The organism is Bradyrhizobium macuxiense, from assembly GCF_007993935.1.
Taxonomy (GTDB): Bacteria; Pseudomonadota; Alphaproteobacteria; order Rhizobiales; family Xanthobacteraceae; genus Bradyrhizobium; species Bradyrhizobium macuxiense_A.
In genome coordinates this window covers 518,953-537,355 of sequence record NZ_VITY01000003.1, presented here as the reverse complement: position 1 = coordinate 537,355, position 18,403 = coordinate 518,953, and the positions used below count along the sequence as shown (strand labels likewise).

Genomic DNA, 18,403 nt, shown 5'->3' with positions numbered 1-18,403 from the left:
CCCTCAATTATGCCAGATCGCCGCCGCTGCGCCGGCGAGGCCACGGCGAACCGCCTCCTCCGCATCCATGACGTTGAGCGGAATCGAAAGGCGTTGCAGCGCGATCTGATAGAGCCGCTGCAGGCGGCCCGACGCAATCAGCGTCACCGGCGTTGCCTGCTCCCGCTCCGCAAGGCCGGCCGCCAGTTCGGCGCCGATCAAAGTGCCCGAGATCGTCTCGCGCGCGGCCTGCGCGCCGCCGCCGAACAGCAATTGCCGCGATCGCACCCGAAACAGCAGATTGGCCGATAACGCTGGCGCAGCGAACGCCTCCATGACGGCCGAGCAAAACGCATCGGCATCGACAGCCTCATCTGCGCCCGCGATGGCGTGTGACAGGATGGTGTCGCGCGCGACCGCACTGAACAATTCGCCGGTCATGAAGGTCGCAAAGCGTTCGACCGTGCCGCCGTGCAGATGCACCCATTTGGAATGCGTTCCCGGCAGGCATACGAGCGCCTTGCCCGACACGTCGAGGCCGAGCGCGCCGAGCAACTGGGTTTCCTCGCCACGCATCACGTCGGGAGCCGCGACATTGCGCTGTGCGATCCCTGGCAGGATACGAATGTCACGCGCCTGCCCGCTGACCATAGCGGCGCCTTTGAGGACGTCGGAGAGATGCGCCGGCGTGTCGATATAGCCGGCCTCGACCCAGCCCTGCCGCGCACCGGCCATGCCGCAAATGACCACCGGCAGATTGGCCGCCGCACCCAACGCGTCGAGATGCGATTGCAGCACGGAAGCAAAGCCGGTCCTGGCGGCCGTCGTCATGCCCTCGTCGCTGCGACGTTCGCCGAACACCTGGCCGCCGGCATTCATCAGCCAGAGCCGGAAGCTGCTGGTGCCCCAATCGACCGCGACATAGGAAGGCCCGCTCACCCGCTCTGTTCCACGCTCTCAGTTTCCGCAGCGGCACCAGCGCCGCTACCTGAGACGCGATAAAGGCCTTCCTCGCGCCGCGCAAGGCGGCCCGTTGCCGTGATGCCTCGAGGCTCCGTTCGCGGCGACGCATGCCCGGTTCGATTACCGCGCGCCCCTCAACGTACAGGAGGTCGTGCAGGTGGTGACGTTGCCATGGTCACACTTGATGCAGGCGTTGACGCACTGATCCATGACCTTGGGATTGTACTGACTATAAAGATTGGCCGCGCAGCTGTTGGTCGATCCCGTGACCTCCGGGTCGTTCCAGCAACCGGACAGTAAAAACGCTGCGGCACTCAAAATGGCGACCTTGCGCATAAGGCCTCCTGCCACGCTCTATCCAAGTAACCTTGATGGGTTAGGTTAAGATCCGGTTTCAATTGCGACCTTATTCGGAAGCAGTATTGCTTATCCACCGGACATTTCCCCAAGGTCCGGGCCCACACCGGCAAAGCCGTCAGGCGACCCCGCCTGGCGGCTTTGTTGCCCAGCAATGCACAAGGATACCAACAAGATGGCCCGAAAGCCGCGGTGGTCGTTCAAGGAGGACCGACGACTGATGGAATTGGCGCGCTCCTCCAAGACGCTGGAGGAGGTCGTGAAGGCGACCGGCCGTTCGCCGGAGCGAATCAAGAAGATGGCGATGCGCCTCGGCCTCTCCATCAAGCCGCGTGGCGCCACCAAGAAATGATTTGAAATGCGGCCGCCGAGGCAACCCCGCCCCGGCCGTCCGGAGCCCCTTCGAGCGAAGTGGATACCGGTTCGCGTGACGACGACGCGTCAGCAAGCGAAACCTAGGGCTCCGGCGGACAATCGTCCTTGGCCCGCACCGGGATCGCCTTGACCTCGCCGTCGGCCTTGACCTCGCCGTCGGCCTTGGCCTCGCGCTCGGCCTCGTCCGCCCGGGTGCAGGTGGTCAGCACGAAAGCCACTCTGCTGCATTGCCATCCGGGGCCCAGCCCCGCGCTCGACACCTGTTCGGGCGACGCCAGGCTGAGGCACGCATACGCTACCAAAACGGCACCCGCCGCGCCTGCGGCAGCCAGCGCCGCGCCCTTTCCGGACCACAGCTTGGATATCATGGCCTTGGTTCCCGCCGATCTCTGGGACGAAACGAGGCAGCCCGCCTGTCCGCGTGTGACCGGAATCACAGCCGGGACCAAACAGTTCAGCCCGAGTCTTTGGGTTGGATGTGGGAGTGATATTGCACTGCCGCAAGGCGGGTCAGCGTGCCGGCTCGATCACATTACAGTTGGAGCGGCCCGACATCACGCAGTCCTGCATCTTGCTCGCCGCCGTCAGGCTGTGCGCAAGCCAGAGACCGACCGCGAGCATGACCGCGGCCACCACCAGTCCGATCAGCGCGCCCCGGCGGCTGCCTCCATCTTCGGGTTCGCTCATCCTTGTTTCGGTTCCCGGTTGCAACGCGCGCATCATGACGGTTTGCACGGTTGCGTGCGATCAATTCTGCAACAGTGGCACAGCGAAATGCGCAAGCCGCGGCTACCGGTGCTGCAATTCGATTGCGGGCAGCGGCGACTCGCGAAACACTACCCGCTGAAGTGGAGCGCGTGTGCGGGGCGTGCCGGTGAGCGAACAAGAAGCGACTTACGATTACCAGCGTTACAGGCAGCTGCTTTCGGAGGCTGTCGATGAAACCAGCAGGCTGCGACTGATCAGCCTGCTGATCAGCGAAAAGGCCCGCGACAGGCTGGAAGTCCAGCGCGCCTCGGACCGCAGCGCGATGACCGCCGAGACGGTCGCCAAGGTACTGGGCAACGGCCGGCGCGAGCAGATTCAGCGCGGCTAGACCTTTCGGCAGATCCAGACTTGTCGGCAGATTCGGTGACCAACCACTCACCACGCCGGCGGTCAGGCGGGCGTAATCTCCGCCATCGGCCATTTGCTGTCCGCTCATATCTCCCTTGCTCCACAGCCCTCCGTTCGCCACTGGCAATTTCTGCGCCGTTCACTTATTGAAGCGCCGAACCCAACCCCATCCATCACCCGAACAGAAAGCAGCAAGGCTTCCTCTATGAGTGGCTTCAAGGAACCGGGTTTTGCCGACCGCCAAAAGGCGGCCCTGCAGGCGCGGCAAAACCTCCTCAACAAGTTTCGCGCCCAGCCGGGAGCTGACGATCCCGCTGTGAAGGCACGTGCCGACGAGCGCGCGGCAATCGCCGAACGCCGCACCAAGGCCAAGGAAGCCCGTGAGGCCGAGAAGGCCGAGCAGAAGCGCCTCGAGGAAGAGGCCGTCGCAGCCGAGGCTGCCCGCGTCGCGCGCGAGAAGGAAGAGGCGGCCGCCCGCGAGGAGGCGCTGCTCGCCGAGCAGAAGGCCAAGCGCGACGCGCGCTATGCGGCGCGCAAGGAGCGCGGCAAGAAGAAGCGCTAACGCGCAACCAGGCAGGCCCGCCAGGATGGCGGGCCTGCGAAGGATGAGCGACGGCGGCGGTCAGTTCTTCTTCATGCCGTCGTCTTTCTTCATCATCGCGCCGCCGTCCTTCTTCATGCCGTCGTCCTTCTTCATCATGCCACCGTCCTTCTTCATGGCATCCTTGGACATCGTGTCTTCCTTTTTCATCGCGTCGTCCTTGCCCATCTTGTCCTGAGCGAAGGCGGCGGGCGCGAGCGCGAGGCTGAACGAGAGCAGCGCGGCGGAAAGGCCGAGGCGGGTCTTGGTGGTCATGATGATGATCCCTTGTGTGGTCGAATGTGAGCGCGACGACTTGCCGCTCTCTACTCGACGCACTTGCGCCGCCCGTTGTTACCTCCAATAACAAATTCTTGAGCCGCCGCGGCGCGCACCCGCGAGGGTTGCGTGGCTGGCGCGCGGTGTGCGCCGCAACATCGGCGAGCCAGGACTTGCAGCCGCGTATCGGCCCGCACTATCAGGGCGGCTCGAACTATCAGACTAGAGAAAATTCACGTGAAGACCGGCTAAGCTGAAGCTCCGCGCCGACCTAACAGCCACTCAAGAAGCCCTTCAGGGAAACAACCATGCTCACACGCCGCCATGTCCTCGCTTCCGCCCTCGCCGCACCCGCAGCCTTACGGATGGGCGTCGGGACCGCGCATGCCGCGACCACGCTGAAGATTTCGCACCAATTCCCCGGCGGCACCATCGACAAGGGCGACTTCCGCGACCGGCTGTGCCGGATGTTCGCGGCCGAGGTCGCCAAGCGCTCGGGCGGCGACCTCACCGCGGAGGTCTATCCGAACTCCTCGCTGATCAAGACCAACGCGCAGTTCTCGGCGATGCGCAAGGGCGCGCTCGATCTCAGCCTTTATCCGATGCCCTATGCCGGCGGCGAACTGCCGGAGACCAATATCGGCCTGATGCCGGGTCTGGTCACGACCTACGATCAGGGCCTGCGCTGGAAGAAGGAGCCAGTCGGCAAGGCATTGACCGACTTCCTCGCCGACAAGGGCATTCTCTTGATCTCCTGGGTCTGGCAGGCCGGCGGCGTCGCCAGCCGCTCCAAGGCGATCGTGGCGCCCGAGGACGCCAAGGGCCTCAAGGTGCGCGGCGGCTCGCGCGAGATGGACATGGTGCTGCAAACCGCGGGTGCCGCCGTGCTGTCGGTGCCCTCAAACGAGATCTACGCCGCGATGCAGACCGGCGCCTGCGATGCCGGCATCACCTCCTCCACCAGCCTGATCTCGTTCCGCCTCGAGGAGGTCGCGAAGTCGCTGACCTCGGGCGCCGGCGCCTCCTACTGGTTCATGCTGGAACCGCTGATGATGTCGAAGGCGATCTTCGACAAGCTGCCGAAGAACCAGCAGGACATCATCCTCGCCGTCGGCGCCGAGCTCGAGGCGTTCGGCCGCAAGGGCGCGCAGGACGACGATGCCGAAGTGGCCAAGGTCTACGAGAAGGCCGGCGCCAAGGTCAGCGCGCTCGATGCCGCCACCGTCGGCAAGTGGCGCGACATCGCGCGCGACACCGCCTGGAAGGACTACGGCGCCAAGACGGCGACCGCCGCCAACCTGCTGAAGCTCGCAAGCGACGTCGCCGCATGATGCATGGTCCGGTCGCGGATCAGGCCGAACCTTCGAGCGTCGCCACGGGCAATACGCCCGTGGCTCTGCTCGGGCGCGCGCTGTCCGTCTGCAACAACATCATCGTGGTGTTCGCCGCACTCGCCTTGATCGCGGCCTGCGTGATCCTGAGCTATAGCGTGCTCGGCCGCGCCCTGTTCCACAGCCCGAACTACTGGCAGGACGAGGCCGCCGTGTTCCTGTTGGTCGGGGCGACCTTCATGACCTCGGCCTATGTGCAGAGCCAGCGCGGTCATGTCAGCATCGAGGCGTTCGTCGGCCTGCTCTCATCCCGGGCCAACAGCATCAGGCTGTGGCTGGTCGATGTCGCGAGCTTCGCGTTCTGCACCTTCTTCGCCTGGAAGTCCTGGACCCTGGCGCACGAGGCCTATGTCGACGGCCAGGTCTCCAATTCGATGTGGTCGCTGCCGCTCGCCATCCCCTATGGGCTGATGGCGCTTGGCATGACGCTGCTCTGCGTGCAGCTGCTCTTGCAAATCCTCATTCCGCTGACTGGTGGCGCGCGTCGATGACCGTGTTTGGTATTGGCATCTCCTACGGGCTTGCCACCCTGTTTGCGATGTTCTCCGGCATGCCGATCGCATTCGCGCTCGGCGCGGTCGCCGTCGTGTTCATGGCAATCTATATGCCGGCGGCCTCGCTCGATACGGTGACGCAGAACGTCTACGAGGAGATGGCCTCGATCACGCTGCTGTCGATCCCGCTGTTCATCCTGAAGGGCGCGGCGATCGGCAAGTCGCGCGCCGGCCAGGATCTCTACTCGGCGCTGCACGCCTGGCTGCACCGCGTGCCCGGCGGCCTCGGCGTCGCCAACGTGTTCGCCTGCGCGCTGTTTGCGGCGATGGCCGGCTCTTCGCCCGCGACCTGCTCGGCGATCGGTTCGGCCGGCATTCCGGAGATGCGCAAGCGCGGCTATTCCGGCGGCTTTGCCGCGGGGATCATCGCCGCCGGCGGCACGCTCGGCATCCTGCTGCCGCCCTCGATCACCATGATCCTGTTCGCCGTCGCCGCCGAGAAATCACTTGGGCGGCTGTTCCTCGCCGGCATCGGCCCGGGACTGCTGCTGGTGTCGTTGTTCGGCTTCTACGCCGTGTTCCGCTTCCGCAAGGAATACGCGATGGCCAAGGCCGCCTATGACGCGACCGGCAAGGACGCGGCGATCCTGCAGCGCGACGAGTTCACCATGGCCGAGCGCTTCAGCGCGCTGCCGCGCGTGATCCCGTTCGTGCTGCTGCTGACCGGCGTGATGATCGCGCTCTATGGCGGCTACGCGACGCCATCGGAAACCGCAGGCCTCGGCGGCCTGCTGGCGCTCGGGCTGATCGCCGTGATCTACAGCGTGTGGAAACCCAGCGACCTGTCGCCGATCCTGAAATCGACCATCCGCGAGTCGACAATGCTGATGCTGATCATCGGCATGTCGCTGCTCTATTCCTATGTGATGAGCTACCTGCACATCTCGCAGTCGGCGGCGGAGGCGATCGTCGCGATGCACCTGCCGCGCTGGGAGCTCTTGTTTGCGATCCTCGTGATGGTGATCGTGCTCGGCTTCTTCCTGCCGCCGGTCTCGATCATCCTGATGACCGCCCCGATCATCCTGCCGCCGCTCCGCGCCGCCGAGTTCGACATCATCTGGTTCGGAGTCGTCATGACCATCGTGATGGAGATGGGCCTGATCCATCCGCCGGTCGGCCTCAACATCTTCGTCATCCGCAACGTCGCGCCCGACATCCCCCTGAGCGAGGTGATCTGGGGCACGCTGCCGTTCGTGCTGCTGATGATGTTCGCAGTGCTGATGCTCTGCGTCTTCCCGGAGATCTCGACCTGGCTGCCGAACCTGGTGATGGGGCCGGACGGCGGGAGGTAAAGCCGTTTCGGACGAAGAAGGTAACGGTTCGCCTGAAGCAAACGTGTCAAACCGGAGCTTCAGGCCGCCTCCTGCTCCCTCGCCGCCAGCGCCTTCTCGATCCGGCGGACGATCAACGCCGTCGGACGTCCCTCGCGCTGCAGCCGTCGGAGTTCATTCCAGAGCCTGATGATTTCGCGGTCTCGCTCGGCGTCCATAGCGGCATTCTCCCGGAATACCCAATATGAACGAAACAAGAACGAAACTCAAGGCCGCAACATGCGGTCGCTGGTGCTGGAACCAGGGCGACGCAGCGCGATTGGCTTCTTCATGAAATTGGCCAAGGCAATTCGCAAGCAGGCGCAGACCGCGGAACGGGTCGCATCCGCGACGGCGGATACCATTGTCGCCGATGAGATGCGCTCCCTTGCGCGCGCCTTCAGGAGCCAGGCCGAGATCCTGAAGAAGAAAGAGAAGAAAAAGAAGAAACCGTCTCGCCCCGGCTAGGGATAACCGTCCCCCGGCGCCGCGACCTCGACCACATCGATCCGCGATACCGATTTGCCCTTCCGCAGCTCCTCGTAGGACGTCTCCGCGCTGAGGCAGAACAACGTCCTGCGGTCCGCGCCGCCGAGTGCACAGGCGAGCGCGCGGCGACCGCGGAGCTCAATACGCTCAAGCTCCGCGCCGTTGCGGCCGATCCGGACAAAGGCGTCCTCCGTGAACGAGGCGACCCAGACCGCCCCGTCGCGATCGAGGCAGATACCGTCGGGATCGTTGACGCGACCGAACCGCCCGCGAAGGCTCAACCCGCCATCCGCGTCGATGTCGTAATCGGCAAGAGCAGCGCCATCCATTTCCGCGACGACGAGCCGGCGGTGATCGGAGGAGACGGCAATGCCGTTAGGAAAGCGCAAGCCGTCGGCGACGACGCGGGCGCTGCCGTCCGGCATCACCAGGATGATCCGGCCGACCGCGCCGCGCCCCTCCGGCGGCGGTAGATTGAAGCCGAGATCGCCGACATAGGCACGCCCCTGCCCGTCGATGATCATGTCGTCGATCGTGCCGATCGCGACCTCGGAGAGGTCGGCATACAGCGAGAGCGCCCCATCGGAGAACCGCAGCAGCCGCTTCTTGAACATCGTCAGCACGACGATGTCGCCATCAGGCAGCACGCCGAGCCCACACGGCGTGTCGTCGGCCACCACCGCATGCTCCTGCCGTTCGCCGGACGGGCTGATGCTGAGCAGCGTGCGCGCCATGCAGTCGACGAACCAGAGCCGCCCGTGATGCCAGCGCGGGCCTTCGAAATAGCGGCCGCCATCGAGGATGGTTGTTGCCGCACGTCGATTCATGAGTCTTCCTCGTTCAGAACCTGATCCCGACGGCCCGATCACTGCGGCGGTTCGTATCCGGCGAGCAACCTTACCAGCTCACTCTGTCGCGATGTTCCGGTCTTGCGGAACACGTTTTGAAGATGCGTCTTCACCGTCGCCTCCGTCAATCCCAGCAACTCGGCGAGCGCACGCACGCCGCTCGCCTTCATCATGGCATCGAGCAGGCGAACCTCGCTCGCGGTGAGCTTGTAGAGCTTTGCCAGGGCCTCGAGCGGTGGCAGCGACGCCGGCGAGCTGCTGCGGACGAACACGGCGGCGATCGCGGAGTGAACCGCTGCGCTACGTTGGCGGTCGCCCGACGTCAGTGGCAGCACATGCGCAAACCATCGGCCAGGCGGATCCGGCAGCAGCGGGATTGCCTGTGCCCGATCGCCTTGCAAGTTGTCGCCGACCTCGGCCGCCCCGAACAGATATCGAAGCCGCCTGTCGGCATCCGCGTCCGTCGCAGCCAGCCCGCCGTTGCGCTCGCGGAGCAGCGTCTTCTCCGCCAACGCCGATCGGCCGGCGTCGTTGGCAAAAACGATCCTTCCACCGGCGCCGACAAGGAACACAGCGGAGTCGATCGTGTCGAGCGTTTCCGTGAGGACGGCGCTGGACGCCTTCGCCGTGTCGAACAACCTGGCGATCGAAACCGCCCGCTGGAAGTGTGGCACCACCAATGCGAACTTGCGCTGTACTGCGGCATCGGCGAAGCCGTCCTGATCATGCAGACGGACCGAGACGATCGAAGAATTGGTCGCTCCCTTTTCGAGGTTCGCCCCGAGGGCGTCGATCATCCCCTGCGGCTTCATCCATTCGTCATAGAAGCGGGTCTCAACCATCTCGTCGAACGGGACCATATCGTTGGATCGGTACACCTCGCCCACATCGAAGAATGCCGCCGCTGGAAAACAGGGATTGAGCGACAAATACGTCTCTAGATACAGCTTGGTGTAGTGCGCCTCTTCGTTGAACAGATGGAGCACCGCCGTGCGCTCCGTGGCGGTATCATGCCAGAACAGGGCTCCCGAGGAACCGCCAACGAACAGGCAGGCCCTCTCAAGGGCACGCGGCCAGAGGCCGGGATCCAATGCGGCGTCGTAAATGATGCCGATCACCTCTGAAAGAACTGCTGCTTCAGACGTCACGGCGTGGCTCTTATGACTTTCAAAACAAGCATGCGGGCATTCGCGCCTTCAAGGGGCTTATAGCGCGACGACGAAGACGGTTGCGAGTCCATTTGCGCAGCAGCCCTTGCATTGTTCGGCGCAGCACAGCCCGCAACCATTGCGTGTAGACGATGAGTGCAATCAGGCAACACCTGGCAGGCGACTCCGTAGATGCGATCCGATTTCAATCGAACGGTTGATGCGTCATCTGCAGTCCGTCTCCACCATAATGCTCACAAGCTTGGTCGGAATGGGACAATGGCATTCAAAAGACAGAACAATATTGCCCGCGGAATGGCGAACAGGGAATCATCAAAGACGATGACGGCGATAGCCGCCACGACAGTGCTATGTGCGGCCAGTGCGATGGTGGCGTCGCGTCCCGCCCATGCGATCCACGCAGTCTGCTCTTTCGTGGACGGAGGCGAGCAAGACGTCGTCGTCGTCCAGGGCGACGACTGTTCCAGTCCATTCGATCCGTTCTCTGGCGGACCGCTGGCTCTCATAAATCCCGTTCACGCGGTGAAAGACGTGACGGTCGACGGCACCACCACACTGGGCGGCGCGAGCAACATCAACGGCAACAGCACGTTCGCAGCCGGCACGACAGCCACCTTCAACGGTGCCGCAGTGTTTAACGGCGGAGTGAAGCTGGCCAGCACACTGAGCACGTCGGGAATCAACAACACAGGCAACATCTCCACCGATACCCTGAGCACGAGCGGGCTCGCCACGCTCAACTCGCTCAGCGTAACCAACAACGCCAGCATCGGCGGCACTCTCAACGTAGCCGGACTTGCGACCTTCAATGGTGTCGTCAATCACGGCAACGTCGCAACCGATACGCTGACGGCCACCACGCTGATTGCGGCACCGATCGTCAATGCGACGACCGTGAACGCGACGACGTTGAACGCGACGACGGTTAACGCGGCCACGATAGCCGCGACCACCGTCAATGCGACCGACGTCAACGCAACCAACGTGAAGGCGACGACGGTCGCCGCTACGACGGTGAATGCATCGACCGTCAACGCGACCACATCAAACATCGGCACGGCCAACGTGGCCAGCGCACTGCAGGTCGCCAGTGGCGCCGCCGTCAACATGGGCGGCAACAGGGTCCAGAATGTCGCGACGCCGATCAGCGGAAGCGATGCAGCGAACAAGAGCTATGTCGATGCCAGCGTCGCCTCGCTCGGCGGCCAGGTCGAGCAGGCGCTGAGCGGCGTCAATACGCGGCTCGATGATATTGCGAGCCGCACCACCAAGGCTACTGCCGGCGTCGCGATGGCGTTTGCGATGGCCGGCGTCCCGACCGTGCTGCCGACCGAGCGTGTTGCCTTCACGATGAACTACGGCAACTTCCAGGGCCAGAACGGCCTCGCCATCAACGGGGCGGTACGGCTCAACGACAACTTCCAGCTCACCGGCGGCGTCGGCTATTCGACCGAGCAAAGCCTTGTGGGTGCGCGTGCCGGCCTGCGCGTCGGATGGTGAGGCTCGGTACGGTCTGGCCGGTCGCGGGCGTCGCCGCGCTCGGCACCGGGCTGGTGCTGGCTGCGATGATGCCAACCGGTACCATCGCCCAAGGAGATCCGCCTGCCCCGGCTCCCACGCAACAGGCGGCGCCGATCAAGCCAGTGCCGGACAAGGCTTCCGCTGAGCGCACGCCGGCCAAGGTCCGGGTGCCGCTCGATCAGGCGCTGCTGCTGGTGCGCGCGACACTGCTGACGCTGAATGATGCCAACCGCTCCGGCAACTACGGCGTCCTGCGTGACCTCGCGTCACAGGATTTCCAGGCCCGTAACAGCTCCGCCGATCTGGCGCTGGTCTTCGCCGAAATGCGGCGGAGCAATTTGAGCCTGTTCAGCGTGATGCTGCTGTCTCCGCAGCTCGCCGCTGCGCCGGAGATCGACGCCGAGGGGCGCCTGCGCATCTCCGGCTACGTGCCGACCAGTCCACAGCAGGTCAAATTCGATCTCGCCTACGAGTCCTCGTCGCGGCAGTGGAAGCTGCTCAACATCAATATCTCGACCACCCCCGCGCAGACGGCAAAGGCCGTCGACCAGGAACAGAAGCCGCAGGCACCAAACCCTAAAGCTGTCTCACGACAGGTGGTGACGCCGAAAGTTGCGCCCGCGAAGCCCTAATCGATAGACCGGGCCTGGAACCGTTCCTCAGGGGTTGCCCGTAAAAACCCCGGTTCCCGCCGGTTCCGCTCGTCACATTCCAGATTTCGCCGCGTTTTCCCTGTTGAGTTGCGGCAGCATTAACACTCGAGAATCGAGGGTAATGATAATCTGCGGCGGTTGTGCCGCCGTATGACGCGTTCTGTTTGTGCCTCATGGTTTCTCAGGGGGGACCAGGGAATGAACCGTTGCCTACGTCCGCTGGCGTGTTTCGCCACAGCCGCCGCGCTCGCGCTGCTTCCGGTCCAGGCGACCGCCAAGCCGCATCACCAGCATCAGGCCAAGAGCGGCGCCAAGAGCGGCCACGGCGACAAGAAGGCGCATAGCACCAAGGCCGCGCGCGAGGGCGGCTCCGGCAAGCGCCGGCACGCCAGGCACGGCACCGACAAACGAAAATCCGCAAAGGCCAAATCAGCTCCGTCCAAATCGGCCGAGACCACCAAGGCAACGGAGCCGGAGAAGCCTGCCGGACCGCAATTGTCGGGCGATCTCGCCAATGTCAGGGATGCCATCCTCGCGGCGCGCCGGGGCAAGACCGGCGACGCGACCGATATCCAGGCCAAGATCACCGACCCGGTCGGGCGCAAGCTCGTCGAGTGGTACCTGCTGCGCCATTCGGAGTCGAATGCGCCGTTCAGCCGCTATGCGGCATTCGTCTCGGCCAACCCGGATTGGCCGAGCGTCACACTGCTGCGCAAACGGGCCGAAGCGCGGATGTGGCAGGAGCGCAGCGATCCGGCGACGGTGCACGGTTTCACGCTCGATCAGCCGATCAGCGCCAAAGGCAAGTTCGCCCTCGCCCGTACGCTGCTCACTGAGGGCGACCGCGACGGCGCCACGCGGCTGGTGCGCGAGGCCTGGCGCTCGGAGGAACTGCTCGACCGTACCGAGAGCGACGCCTACGACGCATTCAAGGACCTGCTGACATCAGACGATCATCGCGCACGCATGGACAAGCGGATCGGCGCCAAGGATCTCGCCGGCGCCAGGCGTGCGGCCCAGCACCTCGGCAGCGATGAGCTCGCGATCGTGAAGGCTTGCGGCGCGGTCCGTGGGCAATCCAGCAAGGCAGAGGACACGCTCAACGACGTGCCGGCCGATGCCCGCAGCGACCTCGGCTACACGCTTTGCCGCATCCAGTGGCTGCTCGCGAAGAACAGGATCGATGATGCGGCGCGCGTGACGATCGCGGCGGCGCCCGAGACGATGGCGCAGCAGGACACCGACCAATGGTGGCGCGAGCGCCGCATCCTCTCGCGCAAGCTGCTGGACCAGGGCGAGTACCAGGCGGCCTATGACGTGATCCGGGGAGCGGCGACGCCGGACAATCCCTACTACCGCTCCGACATGCACTTCATGCGCGGCTGGATCGCGCTGCGCTATCTCGATGATGCCAAGACCGCGGCGGCGCATTTCGCCCACATCGACGAAGGCCAGACCAACCCGACCGTGCTGGCGCGCGCCGCCTATTGGCGCGGCCGCGCCGCCGAAGCGCTCGGCAATTCCGCGGCGATGCGCGCCGACTACCAGGCCGCCGCGCGCTATCCAACCGCCTATTACGGTCAGCTGGCACTGGCCAGGCTCGGCCGCGATGGCGGCGTCGAGCTACGCGCGCCCTCGCCTGCTGCGAGCGCCGGCAGCATGGCGGCCGACGAACGCGTTCGTGCCGCCGACATGCTCTATGCGATCGGCGAGCCCGACATCGTGCTCTATTTCGCAGCCGACCTTGCCGAGGAAAGCACTGACGTCGGCATGCTCGAGGCGCTCGGCGAGCTCACCGGCCGCCACAACGATGCCCGCGCCATGCTGCAGATCGGCAAGATCGCGCTCGCGCGGGGCTTTGCCTTCGACCATTACGCCTTCCCGGTCATCGGCATCCCCAAGCACACCCCGATCGCGCCCGACATCGGACGCAGCATGACCTACTCGATCGCGCGCACCGAGAGCGCATTCGATCAGCGCGACAAGTCGGCGGCCAACGCCGTCGGCCTGATGCAGGTGACGCCCGAAGCCGGCCGCGATACCGCCAAGCGCTTCAAGGTGAGCTATGACTGGGACAAGATGGTTTCCGACCCAGTCTACAACACCCAGATGGGCGCGGCCGAGCTCAGCGCGCTGCTGGCGGAATATCACGGCTGCCACATCATGACGTTTGCCGGCTACAACGCCGGCCGCGGCCGCGTCCGCGACTGGATCAAGGCCTATGGCGACCCGCGCGATCCCAAGGTCGATCCGGTCGACTGGGTGGAGCGGATTCCGATCTCGGAGACGCGCAACTACGTGCAGCGCGTGATGGAGAATTTCGCCGTCTATCAGGCGCGGTTCGAGGACGCCGGCACGGCGGTAGCGGCAGAGAGCGGCGAGCGCGTCGTGAGGCAGGAGACGAACGCGGCGCCGGCACAGTGAGATTGCGGCGCGTGAGGTCTATTCCGCTGCCCGTCTAAGGCATATCCGCCGATACGCGAACCTCCTTGCGTGCAAAAAGCCACGATACACCTGCGACAAGGCAGGCGAATGCGATCCAGGCAATGATCGCGCGCGCCACTCCCGGAATGTCGATTCCGTAATGGTCGATGATAAGGACCGGAATCAGATACGCGGCCATGACGGTCCAAATGCTCCAGAGCCCAGTTCGGGTCAGAACGAAATAGACCAGGCCGCCGTAAACGAATTGGCACGTCAGCGCGGCGGCCAGGACGATCAGGAACATGCGAAGATGATCGGCCCAGTGCAAAACATGCACACCATCCGGCGTAGACCAAGGCAGCATCCATCCGCCAAAGGCGATCGCGAAGGCGGCGCTGGACACAAGCCACGCAAGCGCAAGATTCTTCATGCGCAATCCTCCTGCTCCGGAAGATCGACCGCCCTCACTCGACCTTCACATTGGCGGCCTTGATCATCGGCCACCACTTCGCGATTTCCGCCTTCTGCCAGGCGCCGAGTGCTTCCGGCTTCAGCTGGTCCTGCGGCGGCATCTGCAAGCCGAGATTTTCGAGCTGCTTCTTCACGGCGGGATCACGCAGCGCCTGGATCGCAGCCGTGTTGAGCTTGGCCACGATCTCCTGTGGCGTGCCCTTCGGCACCCAGAGGCCGGACCACAGCGTCATGTGGAAGCCGGGCAGGCCGGCCTCATCGACCGTCGGGACTTCGGGCGCATTCGCGACCCGCTTGGAATCGGTGACGGCATAGGCGCGGATGTTGCCGGCACGGACCTGGTTGATCGAGTTCGAGGTCTGGTCGACGATGATGTCGATCTGGCCGGCTACGAGGTCGTTCAGTGCCGGCCCGGTGCCACGATACGGCACGTATTGCAGCTTGATGCCGGAGACATTCTCGAAATAGAGCCCTGCGATATGGCTGCCGCTGCCGGCGCCGGCGGTGCCTGCGGTCGGCGGCGCCGGCCGCGACTTCAGCCACTCCAGCAGCTCCTTCAGCGATTTCGCCGGCACCGCGTTCTTGCTGACGATGATCATCGGATTGCTCGGCAGCAGCACCACCGGCTCGAGATCCTCGACGAGGTCGTAGCCGAGCTTGTAGATCGCGCCGTTTGCGACGTGGGTGCCGAGATGGCCGAACGAGACGGTGTAGCCGTCCGGCGCCGCGCGCACCGCACGGCCGACGCCGATCGAACCGCCCGCTCCGGTCACGTTCTCGATCAGGATCACCTCACCGAGCGACTGCTTCATCCGCTCGGCGAGGATGCGCGCCATGGCATCCGACGGACCGCCGGCGGCGAACGGCACGACGATGGTGATCGGGTGCGCGGGCCAGGTTTCCGCGTGTGCAGGGCCGACGAGCGTCACAAACGCGGCCAAAACAGCCCACAGGATTCTACGCATCATTCACTCCATCAAATGACACCGTCATTGCGAGGAGCGAAGCGACGAAGCAATCCATGGTTCAGCAAGCGGTGAGATGGATTGCTTCGCTGCGCTCGCAATGACGACTGCAACAGCAGGTCAGAACTGTGAGAAGTCGATCGGCTTGTGCCGGTCGAGCGCGCAGGTCACCGGCGGCAGCGGGTATTTCAGGCCGCTGGCGCAATTGAACAGCATCACGCGGTCGGTCTTGCTGACGCGGCCGTCGGCAAGGCTCTGCTTGTAGGCAGCGTAGGTCGCAGCGCCCTCGGGGCACAGCAAGAGCCCCTCCTCACGTGCGACCTCGTTGAGCGCGGCGCTGATCTTGTCGTCGTCGACCGCGATCGCAAACCCCTTGCTCTCGCGCACCGCGCGCAGGATGAGGAAGTCGCCGATCGCCTGCGGCACGCGGATGCCGGAGGCGATGGTGTGGGCGTCCTCCCAGCGCGCCGCGTGCTCGGTGCCAGCCTCGTAGGCGCGCACCATCGGCGCGCAGCCGGCGGCCTGCACCGCGACCATCCGCGGACGCTTCGAGCCGATGAAACCGATCTTCTCGAGCTCGTCGAACGCCTTCCACATCCCGATCAGGCCGGTGCCGCCGCCGGTCGGATAGAAGATCACGTCGGGCACGTCCCAGCCGAGCTGCTCGGCGAGCTCGAGGCCCATCGTCTTCTTGCCCTCGATCCGGTACGGCTCCTTCAGGGTCGAGGTATCGAACCAGCCAACTTTTGCCTTGCCCTCGCCGACAATCTTGCCGCAGTCGTCGATATAGCCGTTGACGCGATAGACGGTGGCGCCCTGCAGCCCGATCTCGCTGACATTCACCTCCGGCGTATCCGCCGGGCAGAAGATCGTGGTCTTGATGCCGCAGGAGGTTGCGTAGGCGGCGAGCGCCGCGCCGGCATTGCCGTTGGTCGGCATCGCCATGTGCTTGATGCCGAGCGCCTTGCCCATCGACACCGCCATCACGAGGCCGCGTGCCTTGAACGAGCCGGTCGGCAGCCGCCCCTCGTCCTTGACGATGATCTCGCCGCCGCCGAGCCTGGCGCCGAGCCGCGGCAACCGGATCAGCGGCGTCGCGACTTCGCCGAGGCTGACGATGTCCTTGCACTTGCGCACCGGCAGCAGCTCGCGGTAGCGCCACAGGTCGGCCGGACGTTCGGCCAGCGCATCCTTTGTGAGCGCCTTCTTCACCCCGGCGAGATCGTAGCGCACCAAGAGCGGCTTGCCGGCCTTGGAGAGGTTGTGCACCTGGTCGGCTGCATAATGATCGCCCTCCATCGCGCATTCGAGATGGGTCACGAAGGTCGGGCGTTCGATGGTGAGGTTGTCGTTGTCTTTCACTGGCTTCATCGCCTTTCTTGTTCTGCTCTATTGCTGTTAGACCCGTCACCCTGAGGAGGCCGCGAAGCGGCCGTCTCGAAGGGCGAACGGCCCGCTGATCGATCCGGGCCGTACATCCTTCGAGACGCGCTCCTCAGGATGACGGGACCGTGGCCGCCGTCCTGCGGCTCAAATATTCAGCACGCGCCCGTAGGCGTCGAGCACCGCTTCCTTCATCATTTCCGACAGGGTCGGATGCGGGAACACGGTGTGCATCAACTCCTCTTCGGTGGTCTCCAGATTCATCGCCACGACATAGCCCTGGATCAGTTCGGTCACCTCGGCGCCGATCATGTGCGCACCGAGCAGCTGTCCGGTCTTCTTGTCGAACACCACCTTGACGAGGCCCTGGTCCTCGCCGAGCGCGATCGCCTTGCCGTTGCCGACGAACGGGAAGCGGCCGACGCGGATCTCGCGGCCGCCTTCCTTGGCCTTGGCCTCGGTGAGCCCGACGGAAGCGACCTGCGGGTTGCAGTAGGTGCAGCCCGGGATCATCAGCTTGTCCATCGGATGCGGATGCAGGCCCTTGATCGCCTCGATGCAGATCACGCCCTCATGCTCGGCCTTGTGCGCGAGCATCGGGGGACCCGCGACATCGCCGATCGCGTAGATCCCGGGGACGTTGGTCTTGCCGAGGCCGTCGATCACGATACAGCCGCGGTCGGTTTTGACGCCGAGCTTTTCCAGCCCGAGGCCCTCGATGTTGCCGACAACGCCGACCGCCGAGATCACCCGCTCGAATTCCTTGGTCTGCGGCTGACCCTTGCCGTCGTCGATGGTCGCGACCACGCTGTCGGCCTTCTTCTCGAGCTTGGTCACCTTGGTCGAGGACATAATCTTGATGCCCATCTTCTCGAACCGTTTTCGCGCGAGGCCGGCGATCTCCGCGTCTTCCACGGGTAGGATCTGCGGCAGCACCTCGACGACGGTGACGTCGGCGCCCATGGTGTGGAAGAACGAAGCGAACTCGATGCCGATCGCGCCGGAGCCGACCACCAGCAGCGATTTCGGCATGCGCTCCGGCACCATCGCCTCGAAATAGGTCCAGATCAGCTTCTTGTCGGGCTCGAGCCCGGGCAGCACGCGCGGCCGCGCGCCGGTCGCGACGATGATGTGCTTGGCCTGATAGCTGCCCTCGCCGCTCGCGCCCTTCGGCGCCTCGACCGCGGATTTCTTCACCGTGATCTTGCCGGGCGCGTCGATCGTGGCGTCGCCCCAGATCACCGTGACCTTGTTCTTCTTCATCAGGAAGCCGACGCCGTCGTTGAGGCGCTTCGAGACGCCGCGCGAGCGCTGCACCACCGCCTTCGGATCGAAGCTGACATTGTCCGCCAACAGCCCGTAATCCTTGGCGTGCTGCATGTAGTGGTAGATCTCGGCCGAGCGCAGCAGCGCCTTGGTCGGAATGCAGCCCCAGTTCAGGCAGATGCCGCCGAGATAGGACTTCTCGACGATCGCGGTCTTGAAGCCGAGCTGCGCGGCGCGGATCGCGGTCACGTAGCCGCCGGGGCCGGAGCCGATTATGATGACGTCAAAGGATGTGTCGGCCATGGCGGCT

At 64.7% G+C, this 18,403-nt stretch carries 22 protein-coding genes; 10 read left to right on the top strand and 12 right to left on the bottom strand.

The annotated features are described in order from the left end of the window. Positions 1 to 3: 3 nt before the first annotated feature. Both FBZ93_RS10510 and FBZ93_RS10505 read right to left on the bottom strand, forming a co-directional pair. Positions 4 to 918: a 2-dehydro-3-deoxygalactonokinase gene (locus FBZ93_RS10510; protein ID WP_146985806.1), complete on the bottom strand. Its 915-nt coding sequence runs from the start codon at positions 916 to 918 to the stop codon at positions 4 to 6. 144 nt (positions 919 to 1,062) lie between these two features. Then, positions 1,063 to 1,278, bottom strand: a complete 216-nt coding sequence (locus FBZ93_RS10505) for a hypothetical protein (protein ID WP_074129127.1) — start codon at positions 1,276 to 1,278, stop codon at positions 1,063 to 1,065. Between the two features lie 196 nt (positions 1,279 to 1,474). Here FBZ93_RS10505 and FBZ93_RS10500 point away from each other — a divergent pair, with 196 nt between their 5' ends. After that, positions 1,475 to 1,651: a hypothetical protein gene (locus FBZ93_RS10500; protein WP_021079279.1), complete on the top strand. Its 177-nt coding sequence runs from the start codon at positions 1,475 to 1,477 to the stop codon at positions 1,649 to 1,651. A 103-nt stretch (positions 1,652 to 1,754) separates the two neighbouring features. On the opposite strand, the gene FBZ93_RS41075 is transcribed toward FBZ93_RS10500, so the two are convergent. Together FBZ93_RS41075 and FBZ93_RS40560 are read right to left on the bottom strand one after the other, a co-directional pair. Beyond that, positions 1,755 to 1,892 (bottom strand): hypothetical protein, encoded by a 138-nt coding sequence (locus tag FBZ93_RS41075; protein WP_208763985.1) that lies wholly within the window; start codon positions 1,890 to 1,892, stop codon positions 1,755 to 1,757. A 292-nt stretch (positions 1,893 to 2,184) separates the two neighbouring features. After that, positions 2,185 to 2,361, bottom strand: a complete 177-nt coding sequence (locus tag FBZ93_RS40560; RefSeq protein WP_167528987.1) for a hypothetical protein — start codon at positions 2,359 to 2,361, stop codon at positions 2,185 to 2,187. Positions 2,362 to 2,548: 187 nt separating this feature from the next. Here FBZ93_RS40560 and FBZ93_RS10495 point away from each other — a divergent pair, with 187 nt between their 5' ends. Both FBZ93_RS10495 and FBZ93_RS10490 read left to right on the top strand, forming a co-directional pair. Then, on the top strand, positions 2,549 to 2,770 hold the full coding sequence (locus FBZ93_RS10495; RefSeq protein WP_146985805.1) for a hypothetical protein: 222 nt from the start codon (positions 2,549 to 2,551) through the stop codon (positions 2,768 to 2,770). Between the two features lie 225 nt (positions 2,771 to 2,995). Further along, positions 2,996 to 3,352, top strand: a complete 357-nt coding sequence (locus FBZ93_RS10490) for a DUF6481 family protein (RefSeq protein ID WP_146985804.1) — start codon at positions 2,996 to 2,998, stop codon at positions 3,350 to 3,352. 60 nt (positions 3,353 to 3,412) lie between these two features. On the opposite strand, the gene FBZ93_RS10485 is transcribed toward FBZ93_RS10490, so the two are convergent. Continuing rightward, positions 3,413 to 3,646 carry a pentapeptide MXKDX repeat protein gene (locus tag FBZ93_RS10485; protein WP_050626439.1) on the bottom strand — a complete coding sequence of 78 codons (234 nt, stop codon included), beginning with the start codon at positions 3,644 to 3,646 and terminating at the stop codon, positions 3,413 to 3,415. A gap of 311 nt (positions 3,647 to 3,957) precedes the next feature. Between FBZ93_RS10485 and dctP the strand changes: the two genes are divergently transcribed. Genes dctP through FBZ93_RS10470 form a run of 3 tightly spaced genes read left to right on the top strand, consistent with a single transcriptional unit; the run spans position 3,958 to position 6,886 of the window. Further along, positions 3,958 to 4,980 carry a TRAP transporter substrate-binding protein gene (gene dctP / locus FBZ93_RS10480; protein WP_146985803.1) on the top strand — a complete coding sequence of 341 codons (1,023 nt, stop codon included), beginning with the start codon at positions 3,958 to 3,960 and terminating at the stop codon, positions 4,978 to 4,980. Beyond that, complete coding sequence (locus FBZ93_RS10475) at positions 4,977 to 5,531, top strand: TRAP transporter small permease (RefSeq protein WP_146985802.1); 555 nt, start codon at positions 4,977 to 4,979, stop codon at positions 5,529 to 5,531. Before dctP ends, FBZ93_RS10475 begins: the two co-directional genes overlap by 4 nt. Then, positions 5,528 to 6,886 carry a TRAP transporter large permease gene (locus tag FBZ93_RS10470; RefSeq protein WP_146985801.1) on the top strand — a complete coding sequence of 453 codons (1,359 nt, stop codon included), beginning with the start codon at positions 5,528 to 5,530 and terminating at the stop codon, positions 6,884 to 6,886. The genes FBZ93_RS10475 and FBZ93_RS10470 overlap by 4 nt, the downstream gene beginning before the upstream one ends. Positions 6,887 to 6,945: 59 nt before the next feature. Here FBZ93_RS10470 and FBZ93_RS40555 read toward each other — a convergent pair whose 3' ends face one another. Next, positions 6,946 to 7,083: a hypothetical protein gene (locus tag FBZ93_RS40555; RefSeq protein WP_167528986.1), complete on the bottom strand. Its 138-nt coding sequence runs from the start codon at positions 7,081 to 7,083 to the stop codon at positions 6,946 to 6,948. Positions 7,084 to 7,144: 61 nt separating this feature from the next. On the opposite strand from FBZ93_RS40555, the gene FBZ93_RS10465 reads away from it, so the two are divergent. Then, positions 7,145 to 7,372, top strand: a complete 228-nt coding sequence (locus tag FBZ93_RS10465) for a hypothetical protein (RefSeq protein ID WP_146985800.1) — start codon at positions 7,145 to 7,147, stop codon at positions 7,370 to 7,372. Here the strand turns inward: FBZ93_RS10465 and FBZ93_RS10460 are convergent. Both FBZ93_RS10460 and FBZ93_RS10455 read right to left on the bottom strand, forming a co-directional pair. Continuing rightward, on the bottom strand, positions 7,369 to 8,220 hold the full coding sequence (locus FBZ93_RS10460; protein WP_146985799.1) for an SMP-30/gluconolactonase/LRE family protein: 852 nt from the start codon (positions 8,218 to 8,220) through the stop codon (positions 7,369 to 7,371). The genes FBZ93_RS10465 and FBZ93_RS10460 overlap by 4 nt on opposite strands. 38 nt (positions 8,221 to 8,258) lie before the next feature. After that, positions 8,259 to 9,389 (bottom strand): helix-turn-helix transcriptional regulator, encoded by a 1,131-nt coding sequence (locus tag FBZ93_RS10455; RefSeq protein ID WP_146985798.1) that lies wholly within the window; start codon positions 9,387 to 9,389, stop codon positions 8,259 to 8,261. 192 nt (positions 9,390 to 9,581) lie between these two features. Between FBZ93_RS10455 and FBZ93_RS10450 the strand changes: the two genes are divergently transcribed. The 3 genes from FBZ93_RS10450 (at position 9,582) to FBZ93_RS10440 (ending at position 14,008) form a co-directional block, all read left to right on the top strand. Then, entirely contained in the window at positions 9,582 to 10,910 is a 1,329-nt protein-coding gene (locus FBZ93_RS10450; protein ID WP_146985797.1) for a YadA-like family protein, read from the top strand. Further along, positions 10,904 to 11,563 carry a hypothetical protein gene (locus tag FBZ93_RS41070; protein WP_208763984.1) on the top strand — a complete coding sequence of 220 codons (660 nt, stop codon included), beginning with the start codon at positions 10,904 to 10,906 and terminating at the stop codon, positions 11,561 to 11,563. Before FBZ93_RS10450 ends, FBZ93_RS41070 begins: the two co-directional genes overlap by 7 nt. Before the next feature lie 219 nt (positions 11,564 to 11,782). Next, on the top strand, positions 11,783 to 14,008 hold the full coding sequence (locus FBZ93_RS10440; protein ID WP_146985796.1) for a lytic transglycosylase domain-containing protein: 2,226 nt from the start codon (positions 11,783 to 11,785) through the stop codon (positions 14,006 to 14,008). Between the two features lie 34 nt (positions 14,009 to 14,042). Here the strand turns inward: FBZ93_RS10440 and FBZ93_RS10435 are convergent, their stop codons facing one another. The 4 genes from FBZ93_RS10435 to lpdA form a co-directional block, all read right to left on the bottom strand. Then, positions 14,043 to 14,438 carry a hypothetical protein gene (locus FBZ93_RS10435; RefSeq protein ID WP_146985795.1) on the bottom strand — a complete coding sequence of 132 codons (396 nt, stop codon included), beginning with the start codon at positions 14,436 to 14,438 and terminating at the stop codon, positions 14,043 to 14,045. Positions 14,439 to 14,472: 34 nt separating this feature from the next. After that, complete coding sequence (locus tag FBZ93_RS10430; RefSeq protein ID WP_146985794.1) at positions 14,473 to 15,444, bottom strand: tripartite tricarboxylate transporter substrate binding protein BugD; 972 nt, start codon at positions 15,442 to 15,444, stop codon at positions 14,473 to 14,475. A gap of 120 nt (positions 15,445 to 15,564) precedes the next feature. Beyond that, complete coding sequence (locus FBZ93_RS10425) at positions 15,565 to 16,806, bottom strand: threonine synthase (RefSeq protein WP_146986024.1); 1,242 nt, start codon at positions 16,804 to 16,806, stop codon at positions 15,565 to 15,567. Positions 16,807 to 16,974: 168 nt separating this feature from the next. Beyond that, on the bottom strand, positions 16,975 to 18,396 hold the full coding sequence (lpdA, locus tag FBZ93_RS10420; RefSeq protein ID WP_146985793.1) for a dihydrolipoyl dehydrogenase: 1,422 nt from the start codon (positions 18,394 to 18,396) through the stop codon (positions 16,975 to 16,977). Positions 18,397 to 18,403 lie beyond the last annotated feature (7 nt).